We start from the raw sequence: 16,330 nt of genomic DNA, 5'->3' as shown, positions 1-16,330 counted from the left end.
GTTATCGGTTATATAGATATGCGATTTACTCTCCGTCAACTTCAGGTCTTCGTCGCCGTCGCCCAGCAGGAAAGCGTGTCCCGGGCAGCCGGGCTGCTGGCCTTGTCGCAATCCGCCGCGAGCACCTCGATCACCGAGCTGGAACGCCAGTCGAGCTGTCAATTGTTCGACCGTGCCGGCAAGCGCCTGAGCCTCAACGCCCTGGGCAAACAGCTGCTGCCCCAGGCCGTGGCGCTGCTGGACCAGGCCAAGGAAATCGAGGACCTGCTCAACGGCAAGTCCGGTTTCGGCTCGCTGGCGGTGGGCGCCACCCTGACCATCGGCAACTACCTGGCAACCCTGCTGATCGGCCGCTTCATGCAGATCCACCCGGAAAGCCAGGTCAAGCTGCATGTGCAGAACACCGCCAATATTGTGCAACAGGTCGCGCACTACGAAATTGACCTGGGTCTGATCGAAGGCGATTGCAGCCACCCGGACATCGAGGTGCAAACCTGGGTCGAGGACGAACTGGTGGTGTTTTGCGCCCCCCAGCATCCGCTGGCCCAGCGCGGCCAGGCCAGCCTGGAAGAACTGACCCGTGAGGCCTGGATCCTGCGTGAACAGGGCTCAGGCACGCGCCTGACCTTCGACCAGGCCATGCGTCATCATCGCAGCGCGTTGAATATCCGCCTGGAGCTGGAGCATACCGAAGCGATCAAGCGTGCGGTGGAGTCGGGGCTGGGGATTGGCTGCATTTCGCGTCTGGCCCTGCGCGATGCGTTCCGCCGTGGCAGCCTGGTGCCGGTGGAAACCCCGGACCTGGACCTGGCGCGCCAGTTCTATTTCATCTGGCACAAGCAGAAGTACCAGACCTCGGCCATGCGCGAATTCCTCGAACTGTGTCGTTCCTTCACCGCCGGGGTTCAACGCAGCGATGAGATCGTCCTGCCGACCATTGCCTGACGCCACCGGCGCTTAAAGCAGAATCACCGCCCAGACCAGGGCGATCATGCTCAAGGCCACGAATTGCGCGGCACTGCCCATGTCCTTGGCATTCTTGGACAAGGGGTGACGATCGAGGGAAATGCGGTCAATGGCCGCTTCGACCGCCGAATTGAGCAATTCGACGATCAGCGCCAGCAGGCATACGGCAATCAACACCGCGCGCTCGACCCGACTGACGTGGAACAGGAACGTCAGCGGGATCAACACCACGTTAAGCCAGACTAACTGACGAAAAGCCGCTTCGCCGGTAAAGGCCGCACGTAAGCCATCGAAAGAGTAGCCCACCGCGTTGAGCATGCGTTTAAAACCGGTTTGACCTTTGAAGGGCGACGGCATAGGTAAGCAACTACGTGAAGTGGAGTAGGAAAACTAACTCAACCGACGTCAAACAAAGATGAAAGAACCCACGCTACTGGCTCGAAATTGACTCAAGTTGTTGCAGCAGCAGTGCGGCCTGGGTCCGGGTGCGCACCCCCAGCTTGCGGAAGATCGCCGTGACGTGGGCCTTGATGGTCGCCTCTGAAACACTCAACTCGTAGGCAATCTGTTTATTCAACAAACCTTCGCAGACCATGGTCAACACCCGGAACTGCTGGGGCGTCAGACTGGCCAGGCCGGCACTGGCGGCCTTGGCCTCGGCGGACACGCTGACCGCTTCGAATGCCTGGGGCGGCCACCAGACATCGCCATCGAGGACACTGCGCACCGCTTGCTGGATCACTTCCAGGGAACTGGACTTGGGGATAAAGCCGCTGGCGCCGAACTCACGGGAGCGCACCACCACCGAGGCTTCTTCCTGGGCCGAAACCATCACCACCGGAATCTGCGGGTATTGCCCGCGCAGCAGCACCAGGCCGGAGAAGCCGTAGGCGCCCGGCATGTTCAGGTCGAGCAGGACCAGGTCCCAGTCGGCTTTCTCGGTGAGGCGGGTTTCCAGCTCGGCAATGCTGGCCACTTCCACCAGGCGTACATCGGGCCCCAGGCCCAGGGTCAGCGCCTGATGCAAGGCGCTGCGAAAAAGAGGATGGTCGTCGGCAATCAAGATGTCGTACGTGGTCATTTTTCCAATGATCCTGTTTTTATGCGTCAGGCTCGACGCTGTGCGTCCATTAGATTACAGGAAAGTCTTCAGATGCTCGTGGGCTTCGTCTTCAGTGTTGATCGGCAGCTGAAACTTGGCGCCCAGGTAGTGCGCGGTAAACACGTCCAGTAACGCGTCCAGCCCCTGGGCCGCACGGGTGTCCCCGGCCAGTTCCAGGCACAGGGCCGCCACTTCCGCGGTACAGAAATGATCATCGCGTTTGGAACGACGCAATTTGTAGCGGGACAACTGTTCGGATTCCAGGCTCAGCACCGGAAAACGCTCCAGATAAGGGCTCTTGCGAAACATCTTGCGCGCCTCGGTCCAGGTCGCATCCAGCAGGATGAACAGCGGGCGCTTGCCGGGTGCCGGGTGTACCTGCGTCACCACCCGTTCCGGCGCCACGAACTCCCCCGGGAATACGATAAACGGCTGCCACTGCGGATCGTCCAACAGGGCCAGCAGTTGCGGATCGACTTCGGTCCGCGACCAACTGAAGGCGCTGGTGTCGGCGATCACATCGGCGATCAGCCAGCCGGTATTGCTCGGTTTCATCGGTTCGACGTCGTGCATCAGCAGGCACATGGCGGAATTCGACGCCACCCTGGGGCGCCAGGCGCACAGGCAATACTGAGGAATCACACGGCAGCCCGGGCAACGCTCGGCGCGTGAGCCGCGCGCGAGGAAGGGTGTTTTGGCACGGGCCAGGCGCTCGGCACGTAAACGGGATACGGCGTGGCTCATCGTGAAGAAAGTCGGCGGGAGGAAGGGCTGAACACGAACAATACGACTCGCAAGGGCAAAAGTGCACGGAGTTTACCAGAGAGCCCGGCGAGGTTTGAGCGCTCATCCGTCGACATTTCCGTCAGTAGCGCCCTAGTAGGGCCTACAACCGCCCTCTATACTTCGCGACCACTGAACGCACGCCCCGGTAACGGGTCGAAGCACCAGTTACCGAATCAGGAGAGTTGCATGCTGCGCCTTATCGTACCGTCCCTGGCCCTTTTGCTGGCCCTGCCCTTCAGTGCCCAGGCGGCGTCGCTGAAGGATTTCGAACTGAACAAGATGCTCAAGGACGTGGCCGAGCAGAGCAACGAAGGTCTGCCCCGTGAGATCGACGAGAACATCCTTGACGTCGGCTACACCGTTGAAGGCGCCGAACTGATCGACCACCTGAGCGTCCAGGCCGATTACGCGCAAAATATGCGCGATAACGCCAAGGCGGTTTACCTGCAACTGGGGGCCAGCGTGTGCCGTAACGCCAACTACCGCAAATTGATGGCCAAGGGCGCGGTCATGCGTTACGAGTTCACCGAGAACAAGACCAACCGTCCTGTGGCCTCCGCCCGTTTCGTGGAAAGCGACTGCCCGACGGAAACCCCGGTGAAGAAGAAAAAGTAACCCCTGCCATATCGCGCGCCGCCGTTCATCTTCGGCGCGCCGTTTCACCCCCGCGCCTGCGCGCAACGCCACTGACAAGCTGCTAAAGTCCTTTGCAAAGAGGCAATAAGCGGTTGCCAGACATGACTTTACAGGCTCATCATCAAATCGACATGGCACACATGCGACACATGCAGTGACGCGGCCTTGGCGAACTTTTCTTTCGGCCAAGCCAAGGGTTCCGTGCAGAAGGAGACGTTGAATGCCTTACCAACCGAATGACTTGCTGTCCCGTCATTTCCAGAAGAATGGGATCGACCTCAGCCGGATCGAAGAGCAACTCGACCAGGTTGCTCCCAACAGTCCGAACCTTGAGCTTTACCGCGACATGATGCTGACCGTCCTGCGCATGGCCCAGGATGACCGCAACCGCTGGAATGCCAAGATAGTCCTGCAGACCCTGCGTGAACTGGAGAACGCCTTTCGCGTACTCGACCAGTTCAAGGGCCGGCGCAAGGTCACCGTGTTCGGCTCGGCGCGAACGCCCACCGAACACCCGCTCTATGCCCAGGCCCGCGCCCTGGGGACCGCGCTGGCCCAGTCCAACCTGATGGTCATCACGGGCGGCGGCGGCGGCATCATGGCCGCGGCCCACGAAGGTGCCGGCCTGGAACACAGCCTCGGGTTCAATATCACCCTGCCCTTCGAACAGCATGCCAATGCAACCGTGAACGGCACGCACAACCTGCTGTCCTTCCACTTCTTCTTCACCCGCAAGCTGTTCTTCGTCAAGGAAGCCGATGCACTGGTGCTCTGCCCCGGCGGCTTTGGCACCCTTGATGAAGCCCTGGAAGTACTGACACTGATCCAGACCGGAAAAAGCCCGCTGGTCCCGGTAATTCTGCTGGATGCCCCTGGGGGCGGCTTCTGGCAAGGCGCGCTGGACTTTATCCGCAATCAGTTGGAGGCCAATCACTACATCCTGCCTGCCGACCTCAAGCTGATGCGCCTGGTCTACAGTGCCGACGAGGCCGTGGAAGAGATCAAGCAGTTCTACAGCAACTTCCACTCCAGCCGCTGGTTGAAGAAACAGTTCGTGATCCGCATGAATCATCCGCTCAACGACCGCGCGATGGCGCAGATGCAAAAGGACTTTGCCGACCTGTGCCTCAGCGGGTACTTCTATCAGGGCCCCTGTAGCGAACCGGAACACGATGAACCCCAGTTCAGTCACCTGACGCGCTTGTCGTTCGCCTTCACGGCTCGGGACCAGGGGCGCTTGCGGGAGCTGGTGGACTTTATCAACCGGACGGAAAACTGGAGCAAGGCCAAGGCGCCGGCACAGGAGCACGCGCGCGAGCCGATCAAGGCGACGTGATTACCACCCAGCCTCAGTCATCCAGCCCTCGGCCGCTGAACAGGCGGCCGATCATCTCCATGGAATAACCCCGATAACTCAGGAAGCGTCCCTGTTGGGCACGCTCACGGGCGTCGGTGGGCAAATGCCCGGCGAACTTTCGGCGCCAGGTGTCTTCCAGCTGGGCTTGCCAGTCGAAACCGCTTTCACGCAGGGCCAACTCGATATCGGCACGTTGCAGGCCGCGTTGGCCCAGCTCTTCGCGAATACGCAAAGGGCCGTAGCCGGAACGGGCACGGTAGGACACGAAGCTTTCGAGGTAACGGGATTCGGACAGCAGCCCCTCTTCCGTCAAGCGGTCGAGTTCGGTGTCGATCATTTCAGGGGAGGCGCCGCGCTGACGCAGTTTACGCGTCAGCTCGACTCGACCGTGCTCGCGTCGCGCGAGCAGGTCCATGGCAGTGCGCCGTACGGCGACCGGGGTATCCAGTACGGCGGTCATCGTCTTACTCAGAGATCAGCGTCAGCCAGGTCGTCTTCGGTTGCGACGACAGCAGCCGCACCGGAGTTGGCCTTGGTGTCTACGCCTGGAGTCAGCAGCTTGTCACGCAGTTGCTTCTCGAGGGTCGCGGCGATTTCCGGGTTATCCGCCAGGAACTTGGCCGAGTTGGCCTTGCCCTGACCGATCTTGCTGCCGTTATAGCTGTACCAGGCACCGGACTTCTCGACGAAACCGTGCAGCACACCCAGGTCGATCATCTCGCCATTGAGGTAGATGCCCTTGCCGTAAAGAATCTGGAACTCGGCCTGACGGAACGGCGAAGCCACCTTGTTCTTCACGACCTTGACGCGGGTTTCGCTACCGACCACTTCGTCGCCTTCCTTCACCGCGCCGGTACGGCGGATGTCCAGACGCACCGAGGCGTAGAACTTCAGCGCGTTACCACCGGTGGTGGTTTCCGGGCTGCCGAACATCACGCCGATCTTCATGCGGATCTGGTTGATGAAGATCACCAGGCAGTTGGCGTTCTTGATGTTACCGGTGATCTTGCGCAGGGCCTGGGACATCAGACGGGCTTGCAGGCCGACGTGCATGTCGCCCATTTCGCCTTCGATTTCCGCTTTTGGCACCAGGGCGGCCACGGAGTCGACGATGATCACGTCCACCGCGTTGGAGCGCACCAGCATGTCGGTGATTTCCAGGGCCTGCTCGCCGGTGTCCGGCTGGGACACCAGCAGGTCGTCAACGTTGACGCCCAGCTTGCCGGCGTATTCAGGGTCCAGGGCGTGTTCGGCGTCGACGAAGGCACACGTTGCACCGGCTTTTTGCGCCTGGGCGATGACGGAAAGCGTCAGGGTGGTCTTACCCGAGGATTCCGGGCCGTAGATCTCTACGATACGGCCTTTCGGCAGACCGCCGATGCCCAGCGCGATGTCCAGGCCCAGGGAACCGGTGGAGATCGAAGGGATCGCCTGACGGTCATGATCGCCCATCCGCATGACGGCACCCTTGCCGAATTGACGTTCGATCTGACCCAAGGCCGCAGCCAAGGCTTTCTTCTTGTTGTCGTCCATTAAAGTCCTCACGTAATCAATAAGGCCTGACGGCCAACACCTGTATAAGTAGCCAGTATTATTCCACAGCGTTGGCGGATCGCCTACCCCTGATTTGCGATTTCTGCTTCCGCCCGTCGTAACAGGCCTTCCAGGGCGGCCTGCACCGTCTGTCGACGGACGGCGTCGCGGTCGCCGGGGAAGTTCCGGAGTTCGGCGCTGACGTCGTCGCCGCAGCCCCAGGCCAGCCAGACGGTACCCACGGGTTTCTCGGCGGAGCCGCCATCCGGTCCGGCCACGCCGCTGACCGCCACGGCGTAGCGCGCATTGCTGTGGGCCTGGGCACCCCGGACCATGGCTTCGACCACTTCCCGGCTGACGGCACCGACCTGATCGAACAAGGCCTCCGGCACCTTCAGTTGAAGGCTCTTCTGCCGGTTGGAGTAGGTGACATAGCCGGCCTCGAACCAGGCCGAGCTGCCGGGAATCCGGGTGATCGCCTCGGCGATGCCGCCGCCGGTACAGGACTCGGCGGTGGTGACATCGGTCTTGAGCGTCTGCAAGCGTTTGCCGAGTTCAGCGGCAAGCCGGGTGATTTCGTCCATGTTCCTCTCCAGGTGAGGCGGCCCTCCCCCCTGTAGGAGCGAGCTTGCTCGCGATGGTAGCCCAGGCACAGCGGGGTATCAGGTCCCCCGCGTTATCGTTGACGACCATCGCGAGCAAGCTCGCTCCTACAGGGGAGCGAAGCTGGCCAATCAGTATTGGGTCAAAATGAACACCCTACACGAGCGGATCGCGCTTTCAAGACACAACATTGCATCCGGATGTCAGTGAGAGACCGCCCCGGCATACGTCTGACAGGCCTTCAAGGCAATCAGGGCGCGATCGCCGTCGTCGGTGATGGCGATAATTCGTTGAGCATGCGCCGGGTCAAGTCGGGCTCTTGTGGCTGCATGAACCACGCCGCCGGTGGCGGTGGCGGCTGGCACGTCGCAGCCACTGGCAGGATCGTTGGCGTCGAGGAGGACTGACAGCCGCAGATCAGCAGTGGCAATACGATCACGCAGGCGAGCTTGATCCTGTTGCACATCGTTCAGCTCCTTGGAATGGGTTTGGTCGCTGGCCTGGAGCCGTTGCTCCAGGGCCAGGCGTTTGTCCTGCTCGGCCCGCTGTTGCGCGGCCGCGGCGAGGGAAATCTGGTTAAGCGTGTCGGCCTGCAACCGGGCTTGATGCTCCAGTTGCTGGCCGTAGCGCCAGTCTTGAATATGCCAGGCGCCAGCCGCCGCAGCGCCGGCCAACAAGGCCAGCAATGCGACGACAACGCCCAGGCGCCAGGGCGTCGGGATCAGGTCGAGGAGGCGCATAGCACCGCCCTCGCCCGGGCCCAGATTTGCAGTCGATCCTCGAGACCGTTCAGGCCGCCGTTGATCTTGCGGGTGATGCTGTTGAACTGATCGGCGTCGGCCAGTGCGTTCAACCCTTGTTGCTCCCAGAACCAGGCCGCCGACTCGGCCGCCCATTGCGGTTGCTCCAGCAGTTCCGGTTGCTGCAACAGACGTTCGTCGCCGAACAGCCCGAGGCTGCATTGGCGATAGTTGCTGCGACCGGTGATCTGGATCAGCCCGCGACCGCGATAGCTCCAGCCGTCACCGGACGATGCATCGCCGTTATCCATACGCGATGCATAGACGATGTTCGCGATCTGCTCCGGCTGCCGGGCGACCTGCGCGGCCAGGGCCGGAGTAAACCGGCTGGGCCAGGTGGCGAGCAGGGCCTGTGCGCCATAGTTCAGGTTCTCGACCACCGACCGCAGTTGGCCTGACTCGTGGCCAGCTTGCGCCAGGAATGCTGCAACGCGCTGCATGGTGACAATCTGATAGGCGTTCATCGCTGTGTTGAGCGCAGGCACAAAAACGCCGGCTTGGTCGCCGGCGTTCGGGAGGATCTGCAGCAATTGCTGCTGGGTAATCGGCATGGTTTTCTCCAAGCGTAAAAAAGCCGCCCAAGGCGGCCGGTGGTGGTCTGGATGTGGCTACTTCACAGCTTGATCGTCCGGAATCACCGCGTCAGCACCGGCATATGGCTCAAGCGCTTTTTTGCAATGGTCTTTCTGGAGCCGGTTCAAAAACCTGCACATGACGCAACCCCAGCGCTTTCCAGCCATCTGAGCCTTTGCCGAACGCGAGCTGATCGTCTCGCCAGGATCACCCAGCAGTAGTGTATTTCCTCCCTCGTCCAGCCAAACCAACAGGTTCAGCCCGAATCGTTTGATTTTCCTCATGCTCAGCTCCAGACCACGGCATGGACCGCCTCCAGACTAGCGGCGGCCATGATGTTCCCTTCCAGCACGATCTTGCGACTGATAAAGCCAGAAATCGCCGCTTTACCACACAATCCGACAGCCTGAATCTGCGCGGCGGTGTGTGAGCGGAAAGCCCAGACCCCGGCCTCGTCCGAACACCAGAATGGCGTCGACCAGTCGGCGCCAGTGCCCGACAACAAGGAGGCCAATACCGAAGACGACAGATTGGCCTGGTCGGTTATTTTCGACGGATAGGTGTAGGGCGTGCCGCTGACCAGAGCATCACAGCTGAAGCCGGAGACGATGGCAGCGGCGCATGCTGCATCCACCAACTGCACCTGAGCCGTTTGCGCTAGGACCAGCAGATCGGCCGGCGTCGGCGCCACTGGCGCCACCAACTGGTCATTGACGACCCGATAACCCTGCGTGGCAATACAGAGCTGCCAGTCCGCATCGCTGATTTCAAGGAGGTTGCCGATCCCAGACGGCGGCGGACTGTCGAGGCTGTCATAGAAAGCGCTGATCGCACCGTCGGCGGCATAGACTGCGTATTTTTGTCCCATGATGTTTCCTCAGTATCCGATTGCAATCCACGGCACGTTCGGCGAACCAACCGTACCGTTTGCATAAAAAGTGCATTGCGAAGCGCCGCCGTATTTCACGCCGACCGTGCAGGTGTTGGCGGTAGAACCAACGGCGGCCGAGTTGCCCGGTAAGGTCATAAGGGCGGCATTGGGGAAAGTCAGTGGATAGGCCACGGTGAGTGAACCACCTGCCGCAATGGCCGACGCCGTGCCCCACTGAATAATCCAACTGCCCAATTTCTGATAACCACTTAGCCCGATACTGGCAGCAAAATCGGCGCTACTGCTGTTGACCGCGTTGCCGGTGATAAACCATGTGCCACTGCCGACATGGGTGAACTCAGCCGAAGCCCCCGACACGAGCGTAAACGAGCTGCTGGTGGCCGGCAGGCTAGGCGTCTGGGTCTTGTCGGTGCCCTGCGGCACGATGGCCATAGAGTTGCTACCAAAGTTGGCGAGCGTGATCACCGCACCGACCGGGATTGCCAGCGAAACCGTGTTCGGCAGGCTGTAGGAGTTAGCGGTGGCGCTCCAGCCGTAGAGGAACCCACCGACATGCGACGCCCCCCCCGTCAGCGCACCGGTGAACGGCACCACGCCCGACAGTTGCTTGCCAGAGCGGGCCAGGAACGCTGTGGTGACCAACTTGAGGCTGCTGTCGAACTGCGGCGCAGTGGTACCAATAGCACCAGCCAACTGCCCGAGTGCAACGGCGTGTTGACTCTTGCTTGCATTGGCGACCTGGAATGCACCGCCAGTGCTATCGATCAGCACCCACGAGCCGGTTCCGATTGAACTGTTCCACTGCACCCATACATCACCATTGGCAACAATCTCGCCGCCCTGGAGCGCGGAGTGCGCAGCACCGACAATAGGTGCTGCGGTCAGTCCGTTCGGACTAAAGGTGCTTGCCCCTGTGTTGCCATTCTGGGCTTTGAAACATAGCACCACACCGTCTACGAGTGCCTTAAGGGCTGGAGCATAACTCGCAACATAAGTGCCGCTCGCACCTGTATCCAAAGCATATTTAGCCGAGTCTGATTGACTTATTTTTTGAATAGAAAGTAACAGTTGTCCAAGATCAGCTTCATCAGGAACCAGACCAGCAGCTTTTACTACATTCACAACTTCATCAGTGATCGAATTCCCCCATGCCGCCGGAATCAACGACCCCGGCGTTCCATTCACCGGGTTCTCATCAACAAACTTGCCATTCACCAACCCAACGCTGGGCACACTTTTTGGATAATCCACGTTTCTATCCTCTAGTCATAATTGATATGCACCAGCGTATGCGCCGGTGCACTGCGATGTATCAGGCATTCCAGGGCACTTCCGGGGTTGGCGCCAAAACGCTCACCCCAATAGCTCGCACCAAAACGCCGGCCCATAAGCAGTCGACCGCCGGTGTTGAGCGTCCACATGAACTGCGCCTGCCAGGTGCCGAAGTGCGCCTTGCCAAAGCGTGCCCGGCCCATGCGCGGAGTTTGCAGTTCGGTCACGCTGGCGTTCGGATACCCCTGACTGCGGGCGATATCGATGAAATAGCCGACACTCTGGTCACCCACTGCCAGTAACCGCCGACGCACCGCCACACGGCGATCATCGAACAAGGGATTGGGCCCCAGGCACGGGTCGGGCAGGTTCATCACCCGCTCCCAATCCGGCACCAGTTCACTGACCGTCACCGGGTCCACTTCGTTGAGCAAGTCCACAGCCCGAGCATCGACACGGGCCAGTTCCTGGGCAATGCCCGACAGCACCTGCTGGATCTCAGGCACCCGCTCCGGGTCCCAGGCGGGGCCCGCCGGTAGCAGGCTGCGCAACTGCTCCTGGTATTGCTCGACCATTCTTACTCCAGCCATACGCAACCTCCGAAGGCCAGCAACTGATTGGCGGCGGCTGGCACATCGGCGGACGGCGAGACCAGCAGGTGATCCTGCTCACCGCTGGCACTGCTGATGGACTCGGCGATATGGGTCAGCAACAGCGTCTCACCCAAGCCTCCCTCACGATCGTGCAGGTCCTGCAACTCAGCTTCGACCGCAGCGCGGGTGGCGGTGGTATCGGGGATCAGGCGCAAGGTGTAGGTCACCGGGACCAGCACCGGCGCCAGTACATGCAACTCGGCGGTCACCGGGCGCAACGGGTCGATATAGGCCTGGACCAACGCCAGTTGCCCATCGTCCGGCAGCGGCACCGGATCATCATCGCGCATCACGAACAAGCCAACGGTGCCCGGCCCCAGGTAGCTGCCGCGACACCAGGCACGGGTAATCCCCGGACACTCCAGTGCCCAGGTTTCATAGTCGGCCGCCGAACCACCGTTGGGAATAATGCGATAGGAACTGATCACCCTAGCCCGCAACGATTCGATACTTTCCGCCGCGACACCACCGCTCAAGCCCGGATCCAGCACCGTGAAGGTGTTGCCGATTCCTTGCACCGGCTGCACCGGAAACAGGGTCAGGCCGGCATCGCCATTCCCCAGGCTGCCGGCATCCAGCGCCTGGATCTGCGCGGTATTGGTCCCGCCACTGGTGGTGCCACCCACCGTCACGGTGTAGCTGCGCCCATCACTGGTCTGCAGCAAGGTCCCGGCATCGAGCACTGCCCCCGCCGCCGCGGTATAGCTGACGCTGCCGCTGGCCGATTGCGCCGCCTTGCGGGGTTGATGCAAACGCAGCTCGGCAATGCGTTCCAGGGTGGTGTCATCGGCGGTGTCAGGCAGGATCTGATCGGCGATCCAGTCGAGGTAGCCATAGAGGCCGAAGGCCGCGCCACCCAGGGTGCGGGCCAGGACCTGTGCATCGGACTGGCGCAGCGAATCGCCGGCCAGGTCGCCTTGGGTGCGGTTGATCAACACCGGTAGCGAAGGGGTTTCAAACGGCATAAGTCACCTGCCAACTATGGTTCGGGTTGATATCCAGGCGCTCGCCGCTGGCCAGGGTCAGAACCGTACGCAGGTTCAGTCGCTGGGCGTCGAGCCGTTCGGTTTGAATGTCGATGGCGCTGCAATGGCCGTCGTCGAGCAGCCATTGCAAGGCTTCGCGGGCATAGAACTCGGCGTCGAGCTGGGTCTGCGCGGTGAGCCTGACCCGCCGCAACAGCCACAGCCGCGAGCCGATACGGTCGTCGGTCACCGAGGGAAAACTGTCGCCCCACCAACCGAAACGCTCGTCGTCATCGATCGGGTCATCGGTATTGGCGCGACGCCAGGTAAACAGGCTGATCAGCACCGAACGGGTCAGCGCCGTCTTCAGGTCGTTGGACACGAACATCAGGCACCTCCCGTCGGCGCGCCGGTCTGGCCGTTACCCGGCTGGATGCCGCCGTGCACATGTTTCATCTGGCTGATGCCGCCGGCGACCTGGTCGCCCTGGGAGACGATCTTGCCGGTCTGGGTCAGGCTCGGGGTGTCGATGTTCACCGCGGTACCGGCGCGGATGTTCAGGGTGCCGGTTTCGATATCGATGATCCGGCCACGCTTGAAGTGGATCTTGTCGCCCTCATCGGTGTAGAGGGCGATTTCGCCGGGGGCGAGGTTCTGCAGGCGGTAACGGCGGTCGGCGACCACCAGGACGATAGCGTGGGAACGGTCGCCGCCGAGAAAGGTGGCAATGCCTTCGGCGCCGGCCAGCGGGTTGCTGGTGAAGCCGTAGGGTTCGAAGTGCTCCATGTCGTCGTTCACTTCACCGGCGGTCAGGCGCATTTGCAGCGATTGCAGTTTGTTGGCCGAATTGGCGAGCACGACAGTGCCGCGCGCCAGCAGGCGTGTCAGTAGGCTCATAGGGGGTCCTTGGGCAAGCGGAGTGTCAGGAAGGCCGCCTTCGCGGGCAAGCCCGGCTCCTACAGTGTCCGAGTTGAAGCTGAGTTTTGTGCGCAACCGAAACCCTGTAGGAGCAGGGCTTGCCCGCGAAGGCGTCGCAACTGCCGCAGTCGTATCAGGAACTTCGGCACTGCCTTCAGGAAGGCCGATTACCTGGCTTTGGGCGGAGCCGGGGTAGCATCGAAGACCTGCGGTGGCGCCACTACCAGGGTGGTGATCGAGCCCTGTGCGGACAACGACCAGGTCACCTTGGAGATAAGCATGTCCTGGTCCACGTCCAGCACCGGATCCTTGACCCGCACGGTCAGGTTGTGTCGCCACAGATCACCGTTGGACTGTCGCCAGCCTTGCACGGTATAGGTGGTCGTCAGGGCCTTGGCGCGGCGTGTCGCCCGTTCCCAGTCAGCCCGTTGCTGGGCCAGTACCGGAGTGATCTGCGCGCTTTCGCTGATCACCGTGACGCGCTGGCGATCCGGACTGGTCTCGCTGGACACCCCGGAAACTTCGCTCACTGCGCTGCCGCTGTTCTGATCGCTGCCCTTGTGCTGGCCGATCACCCGGTACTCGGAAAACACCGCGCTGTAGTCTCTCGCCGTATTGGCCGAAAGAATGTTCTTGCCCAACTCCAGTACATCAGTCGCCCGCCCTGCACTGCCGGGCTTGGCGAGTACCAGGTTGCCGGCCGCATCATCGGTGGAGAACACCCGATACAAAGTCAGCAAACGGTCGATGGACTTGAACACCGTCTCCCCCGGCACGATGCTGTGGGTTTGCAGTTTGCCGGTTTCCGGGATCTCGCTGCGCACGGTGACCTTGTAGGGCTTGGCCAACGCCTCGACGATCTTCAGCACGCTCTGTTCACGCCATTGGCTCGGCTGGTTGATGGCCGCGCAATCCACCAGGTCCTGGGTCAGCGAACTGCCCTCGACGGTCAGGCTGATCTGATTGCCGTCATAGCTGATGGGCGCCTTGAACACGTAACCGGTCAAGACCTGGTCGCAGCCGATCATGACCGAACAACGGGCACCGGCCTTGATCGGCAGGGCCTGGGTCTGTCCCGGCCATTTCCAGGTGATACCGAGCTTGAAGGTACGGAACTGACGCTCGAGATCGGCCGTGATCTCGATGGTCTTCCAGCCCTCATAACTCAGGCCGTCGACCAACAGGACGACAGCATTGTCGATGTCGTTCATGGTTTACTCCTGAGAGATCTGCAACGACACCGGCGGTATGAAACCGGGGTGCGAAATCCGGTTGCGCTGCACCACTTCACCCACTCGCGTCGCATCACCGAGTTTCTGGTAGGCCACGACCAGGGCCGGCTGGTTGCTCTTGGGAGTCAGGTCAATCAGCCGCACTCCGTTGGACGCCACTGCATTGAGATGCTGTACCAGCGCCTGACGTACGCTAGTCAGTGCCTGGTAATGCACCGCGTCGGCCTTAAGCGCGGCCTGCCAGATCGCTTCGTTGAGACTGTCACGCAGCGCCAGCACGTCGTCGATCACAGGCACATCGGCGCGTTGCACCGGCTGCTGGGCTTGTTGGGCCAGCGACGGTGTGGTCATCAGCTTCACCGCCGGCGTCGCCACCGGTATCAGCGACACAAACTGGGCGATCTGTACCAGCAACGCGTCCTGGATCAGGTTCACCGTGGCCTGCGAGGCCGCAGCCGAGTCCTTGCCAATAGTCAGTTGCGACGCGTCGAGGGACTTGGCGTCTTCGACCTGTTTCGAGAGGTCGGCAAGCATTCCGTGATAGCCCTGGACGGCAAAATCTTTCAAGCCCCGGACTTCGCCCGCAACGCTCTTGACTTCACCCACCAAGCCCTTGAATTCGCCCAGCACACCTTTGACTGCGGCGCTGACTTGCTGGGGGAACTCCTTGATCGTGCGGACCAGGGCATAGATATTCGCGTACGTCTGGATCAGCGGCTGCAACTCGTGCTCGACCACCTGATACGCCAAGGTAATCCCCTTGCGCAGGTTTTCCAGGCCGACCCGAGCCTCGTTGACCAGCGCCATCGCCCCGTCGAAACGCACCACCGAGGAATCGAGCAATTTGTCCGACGCCACCTGCAATTGCTTCTGGGTGTTGACGATGGCCTTAGGGAATGGCAGTGGTTCATCCGGGTAGAATTTCAGGCTGAAGGTCACCAGCCCACCATCCTTGCGGCTCTGGGTCATGTCGCAGGCACCGACCTTGACCTGCATCCGGCCGAGCCACGGATGGACCAGTTCCCCGCTGCCCTCCTCCAGCGCCTTGAGCAGGCTGTCACGCTGCTCAAGGCAATCGGCGCCGACGATAAACGCCGTCAGATCATGGATCTTCGCCTGCTGGCCAAGACTTTCGAAAAATGCCTGATCGCGCTGGGGGTATTCATGCAACTGGCCTTTCTGGCCGACCGGGGTTTTCGCCACGTCGACCCAGAACGGTACGCCGCGAAACGACGCCGGCAACAAACGATCACGCCAGCTAGTCGCCATAGGAACCTCCGTAGGAAAGCGAGCGATAGCCGACGCGAGGCGTCAGGTCCAGGCCCGGTTGATTGGTTTGCGCTTGGTCGACGCGCAAGCCCGCTGGCGCGTCCTTGAAGCTCACGGTCAAGCCGCCTTCGAGTTGCGTGCGGTTGTTGGCGGCGGTTTGCTGGACCAGGCTATTGGCGCTGTTCGTCAGACCGGAGTCAGTACTGCTCGACGAGTCGCCCCAGTTCCAGAAAGAAGAACCGCCGTCCTGGCCCGCCTTGGTATTGGCCACCTCTTGTTGCTGCGCCAGGCCATCGACCTTGTCGGTGACCTTGGCGACAAAGTCACCGAAACCACCACTGAACAATTCCTTGATCGGCGTGATAAAGGTTTGCAACTTGCTCCACCAGCCGGCGAACCAGGCGACAATCGGATCCCAGTTCTTGATGATCATCCCCAGCGGAGACCAGTCGAACATCGTCTGGAAAAAGTCCATGACAGGTGCTGCCAGGCTTTGCAGTACCTCCCACAAGGCAGAAAAGACCCTGCCGATGGGCTCCCAGTTGGCAACGATCAGCCCGACGGGAGACCAGTCGAACAAGGTCTGGAAAAAGTCCTTGAGCATCTGCGCGGGGTCTTGCAGGGCTGCCCAGATCGTGTCGAAGTAAGCGCTGATAGCACCCCAGTTATTAATGACCATCCCTACCGGCGACCAGTCGAACAGTGCCTTGAGAAAGTCCACCAGCGGTGCGCTCAGTACTTTGATCGTGTTCCAGGTCTCCTCGAAAAAGACG

At 61.2% G+C, this 16,330-nt stretch carries 20 protein-coding genes and 1 pseudogene; 3 read left to right on the top strand and 18 right to left on the bottom strand.

What is annotated here, in order from left to right:
• Positions 1–18 precede the first annotated feature (18 nt).
• Positions 19–945 carry a LysR family transcriptional regulator gene (locus tag M5C71_RS10260; protein WP_152737885.1) on the top strand — a complete coding sequence of 309 codons (927 nt, stop codon included), beginning with the start codon at positions 19–21 and terminating at the stop codon, positions 943–945.
• Between the two features lie 12 nt (positions 946–957).
• On the opposite strand, the gene M5C71_RS10255 is transcribed toward M5C71_RS10260, so the two are convergent.
• The 3 genes from M5C71_RS10255 to M5C71_RS10245 all read right to left on the bottom strand — a co-directional run bounded on the left by M5C71_RS10255 (position 958) and on the right by M5C71_RS10245 (position 2,812).
• On the bottom strand, positions 958–1,323 hold the full coding sequence (locus M5C71_RS10255) for a diacylglycerol kinase (protein ID WP_103499721.1): 366 nt from the start codon (positions 1,321–1,323) through the stop codon (positions 958–960).
• Between the two features lie 73 nt (positions 1,324–1,396).
• Entirely contained in the window at positions 1,397–2,047 is a 651-nt protein-coding gene (gene erdR / locus M5C71_RS10250) for a response regulator transcription factor ErdR (protein ID WP_100938685.1), read from the bottom strand.
• 54 nt (positions 2,048–2,101) lie between these two features.
• A complete protein-coding gene (locus M5C71_RS10245; RefSeq protein ID WP_248745140.1) occupies positions 2,102–2,812 on the bottom strand; it encodes a tRNA-uridine aminocarboxypropyltransferase in 711 nt (236 codons plus the stop codon).
• A 228-nt stretch (positions 2,813–3,040) separates the two neighbouring features.
• Between M5C71_RS10245 and M5C71_RS10240 the strand changes: the two genes are divergently transcribed.
• Complete coding sequence (locus M5C71_RS10240) at positions 3,041–3,469, top strand: PA3611 family quorum-sensing-regulated virulence factor (protein ID WP_103499723.1); 429 nt, start codon at positions 3,041–3,043, stop codon at positions 3,467–3,469.
• 241 nt (positions 3,470–3,710) lie between these two features.
• Positions 3,711–4,826 (top strand): TIGR00730 family Rossman fold protein, encoded by a 1,116-nt coding sequence (locus M5C71_RS10235; protein WP_248767765.1) that lies wholly within the window; start codon positions 3,711–3,713, stop codon positions 4,824–4,826.
• 13 nt (positions 4,827–4,839) lie between these two features.
• On the opposite strand, the gene recX is transcribed toward M5C71_RS10235, so the two are convergent.
• The 15 genes and pseudogenes from recX to M5C71_RS10160 form a co-directional block, all read right to left on the bottom strand.
• Positions 4,840–5,307, bottom strand: a complete 468-nt coding sequence (gene recX, locus M5C71_RS10230) for a recombination regulator RecX (protein ID WP_103499725.1) — start codon at positions 5,305–5,307, stop codon at positions 4,840–4,842.
• An 8-nt stretch (positions 5,308–5,315) separates the two neighbouring features.
• Positions 5,316–6,380 (bottom strand): recombinase RecA, encoded by a 1,065-nt coding sequence (gene recA, locus M5C71_RS10225; protein ID WP_103499726.1) that lies wholly within the window; start codon positions 6,378–6,380, stop codon positions 5,316–5,318.
• A gap of 83 nt (positions 6,381–6,463) precedes the next feature.
• A complete protein-coding gene (locus M5C71_RS10220; protein WP_248767764.1) occupies positions 6,464–6,964 on the bottom strand; it encodes a CinA family protein in 501 nt (166 codons plus the stop codon).
• 222 nt (positions 6,965–7,186) lie between these two features.
• Positions 7,187–7,723: a lysis system i-spanin subunit Rz gene (locus M5C71_RS10215; RefSeq protein ID WP_248767763.1), complete on the bottom strand. Its 537-nt coding sequence runs from the start codon at positions 7,721–7,723 to the stop codon at positions 7,187–7,189.
• Complete coding sequence (locus M5C71_RS10210) at positions 7,705–8,334, bottom strand: glycoside hydrolase family 19 protein (RefSeq protein ID WP_248767762.1); 630 nt, start codon at positions 8,332–8,334, stop codon at positions 7,705–7,707. Before M5C71_RS10210 ends, M5C71_RS10215 begins: the two co-directional genes overlap by 19 nt.
• Positions 8,335–8,391: 57 nt before the next feature.
• Positions 8,392–8,640, bottom strand: coding sequence for a hypothetical protein (locus M5C71_RS10205; RefSeq protein WP_248767761.1), 249 nt, complete (start codon positions 8,638–8,640; stop codon positions 8,392–8,394).
• A 2-nt stretch (positions 8,641–8,642) separates the two neighbouring features.
• A complete protein-coding gene (locus tag M5C71_RS10200; RefSeq protein ID WP_248767760.1) occupies positions 8,643–9,224 on the bottom strand; it encodes a hypothetical protein in 582 nt (193 codons plus the stop codon).
• Positions 9,225–9,233: 9 nt separating this feature from the next.
• Positions 9,234–10,499 (bottom strand): hypothetical protein, encoded by a 1,266-nt coding sequence (locus M5C71_RS10195; protein WP_248767759.1) that lies wholly within the window; start codon positions 10,497–10,499, stop codon positions 9,234–9,236.
• Positions 10,500–10,510: 11 nt separating this feature from the next.
• The gene (locus M5C71_RS10190; RefSeq protein ID WP_103498934.1) at positions 10,511–11,110 is read right to left on the bottom strand and encodes a putative phage tail protein; all 600 of its coding nucleotides are present in this window, start codon (positions 11,108–11,110) and stop codon (positions 10,511–10,513) included.
• Positions 11,098–12,138 (bottom strand): baseplate J/gp47 family protein, encoded by a 1,041-nt coding sequence (locus M5C71_RS10185; protein WP_248767758.1) that lies wholly within the window; start codon positions 12,136–12,138, stop codon positions 11,098–11,100. The genes M5C71_RS10190 and M5C71_RS10185 overlap by 13 nt, the downstream gene beginning before the upstream one ends.
• Entirely contained in the window at positions 12,128–12,526 is a 399-nt protein-coding gene (locus M5C71_RS10180; protein WP_103498936.1) for a phage GP46 family protein, read from the bottom strand. Before M5C71_RS10180 ends, M5C71_RS10185 begins: the two co-directional genes overlap by 11 nt.
• A complete protein-coding gene (locus M5C71_RS10175; RefSeq protein ID WP_100938670.1) occupies positions 12,526–13,035 on the bottom strand; it encodes a phage baseplate assembly protein in 510 nt (169 codons plus the stop codon). Before M5C71_RS10175 ends, M5C71_RS10180 begins: the two co-directional genes overlap by 1 nt.
• A gap of 188 nt (positions 13,036–13,223) precedes the next feature.
• Positions 13,224–14,267 carry a phage baseplate assembly protein gene (locus tag M5C71_RS10170; protein WP_248767757.1) on the bottom strand — a complete coding sequence of 348 codons (1,044 nt, stop codon included), beginning with the start codon at positions 14,265–14,267 and terminating at the stop codon, positions 13,224–13,226.
• A gap of 3 nt (positions 14,268–14,270) precedes the next feature.
• Positions 14,271–15,557 (bottom strand): DNA circularization N-terminal domain-containing protein, encoded by a 1,287-nt coding sequence (locus tag M5C71_RS10165; RefSeq protein WP_248767756.1) that lies wholly within the window; start codon positions 15,555–15,557, stop codon positions 14,271–14,273.
• Positions 15,547–16,330: pseudogene (locus M5C71_RS10160) on the bottom strand (phage tail protein); the annotation flags it as partial. The gene M5C71_RS10165 and the pseudogene M5C71_RS10160, both read right to left, overlap by 11 nt.

This window comes from Pseudomonas sp. MWU12-2345 (assembly GCF_023242385.1).
GTDB classification, from domain to species: domain Bacteria; phylum Pseudomonadota; class Gammaproteobacteria; order Pseudomonadales; family Pseudomonadaceae; genus Aquipseudomonas; species Aquipseudomonas gingeri_D.
Note: the sequence above shows the minus strand (reverse complement) of the source record. Positions and strands in the feature narration are given on the sequence as shown.

What these genes read in the sequence shown, in the direction of transcription:
- M5C71_RS10205 (WP_248767761.1), bottom strand. Translation starts at nt 8,640, where the DNA reads ATGAGGAAAATCAAACGATTCGGGCTGAACCTGTTGGTTTGGCTGGAC.
- M5C71_RS10220 (WP_248767764.1), bottom strand. Translation starts at nt 6,964, where the DNA reads ATGGACGAAATCACCCGGCTTGCCGCTGAACTCGGCAAACGCTTGCAG.
- M5C71_RS10175 (WP_100938670.1), bottom strand. Translation starts at nt 13,035, where the DNA reads ATGAGCCTACTGACACGCCTGCTGGCGCGCGGCACTGTCGTGCTCGCC.
- M5C71_RS10235 (WP_248767765.1), top strand. Translation starts at nt 3,711, where the DNA reads ATGCCTTACCAACCGAATGACTTGCTGTCCCGTCATTTCCAGAAGAAT.
- erdR (WP_100938685.1), bottom strand. Translation starts at nt 2,047, where the DNA reads ATGACCACGTACGACATCTTGATTGCCGACGACCATCCTCTTTTTCGC.
- M5C71_RS10185 (WP_248767758.1), bottom strand. Translation starts at nt 12,138, where the DNA reads ATGCCGTTTGAAACCCCTTCGCTACCGGTGTTGATCAACCGCACCCAA.
- recX (WP_103499725.1), bottom strand. Translation starts at nt 5,307, where the DNA reads ATGACCGCCGTACTGGATACCCCGGTCGCCGTACGGCGCACTGCCATG.
- M5C71_RS10180 (WP_103498936.1), bottom strand. Translation starts at nt 12,526, where the DNA reads ATGTTCGTGTCCAACGACCTGAAGACGGCGCTGACCCGTTCGGTGCTG.
- M5C71_RS10170 (WP_248767757.1), bottom strand. Translation starts at nt 14,267, where the DNA reads ATGAACGACATCGACAATGCTGTCGTCCTGTTGGTCGACGGCCTGAGT.
- M5C71_RS10215 (WP_248767763.1), bottom strand. Translation starts at nt 7,723, where the DNA reads ATGCGCCTCCTCGACCTGATCCCGACGCCCTGGCGCCTGGGCGTTGTC.
- M5C71_RS10255 (WP_103499721.1), bottom strand. Translation starts at nt 1,323, where the DNA reads ATGCCGTCGCCCTTCAAAGGTCAAACCGGTTTTAAACGCATGCTCAAC.
- M5C71_RS10190 (WP_103498934.1), bottom strand. Translation starts at nt 11,110, where the DNA reads ATGGCTGGAGTAAGAATGGTCGAGCAATACCAGGAGCAGTTGCGCAGC.
- M5C71_RS10245 (WP_248745140.1), bottom strand. Translation starts at nt 2,812, where the DNA reads ATGAGCCACGCCGTATCCCGTTTACGTGCCGAGCGCCTGGCCCGTGCC.
- M5C71_RS10210 (WP_248767762.1), bottom strand. Translation starts at nt 8,334, where the DNA reads ATGCCGATTACCCAGCAGCAATTGCTGCAGATCCTCCCGAACGCCGGC.
- M5C71_RS10165 (WP_248767756.1), bottom strand. Translation starts at nt 15,557, where the DNA reads ATGGCGACTAGCTGGCGTGATCGTTTGTTGCCGGCGTCGTTTCGCGGC.
- M5C71_RS10260 (WP_152737885.1), top strand. Translation starts at nt 19, where the DNA reads ATGCGATTTACTCTCCGTCAACTTCAGGTCTTCGTCGCCGTCGCCCAG.
- M5C71_RS10240 (WP_103499723.1), top strand. Translation starts at nt 3,041, where the DNA reads ATGCTGCGCCTTATCGTACCGTCCCTGGCCCTTTTGCTGGCCCTGCCC.
- recA (WP_103499726.1), bottom strand. Translation starts at nt 6,380, where the DNA reads ATGGACGACAACAAGAAGAAAGCCTTGGCTGCGGCCTTGGGTCAGATC.
- M5C71_RS10200 (WP_248767760.1), bottom strand. Translation starts at nt 9,224, where the DNA reads ATGGGACAAAAATACGCAGTCTATGCCGCCGACGGTGCGATCAGCGCT.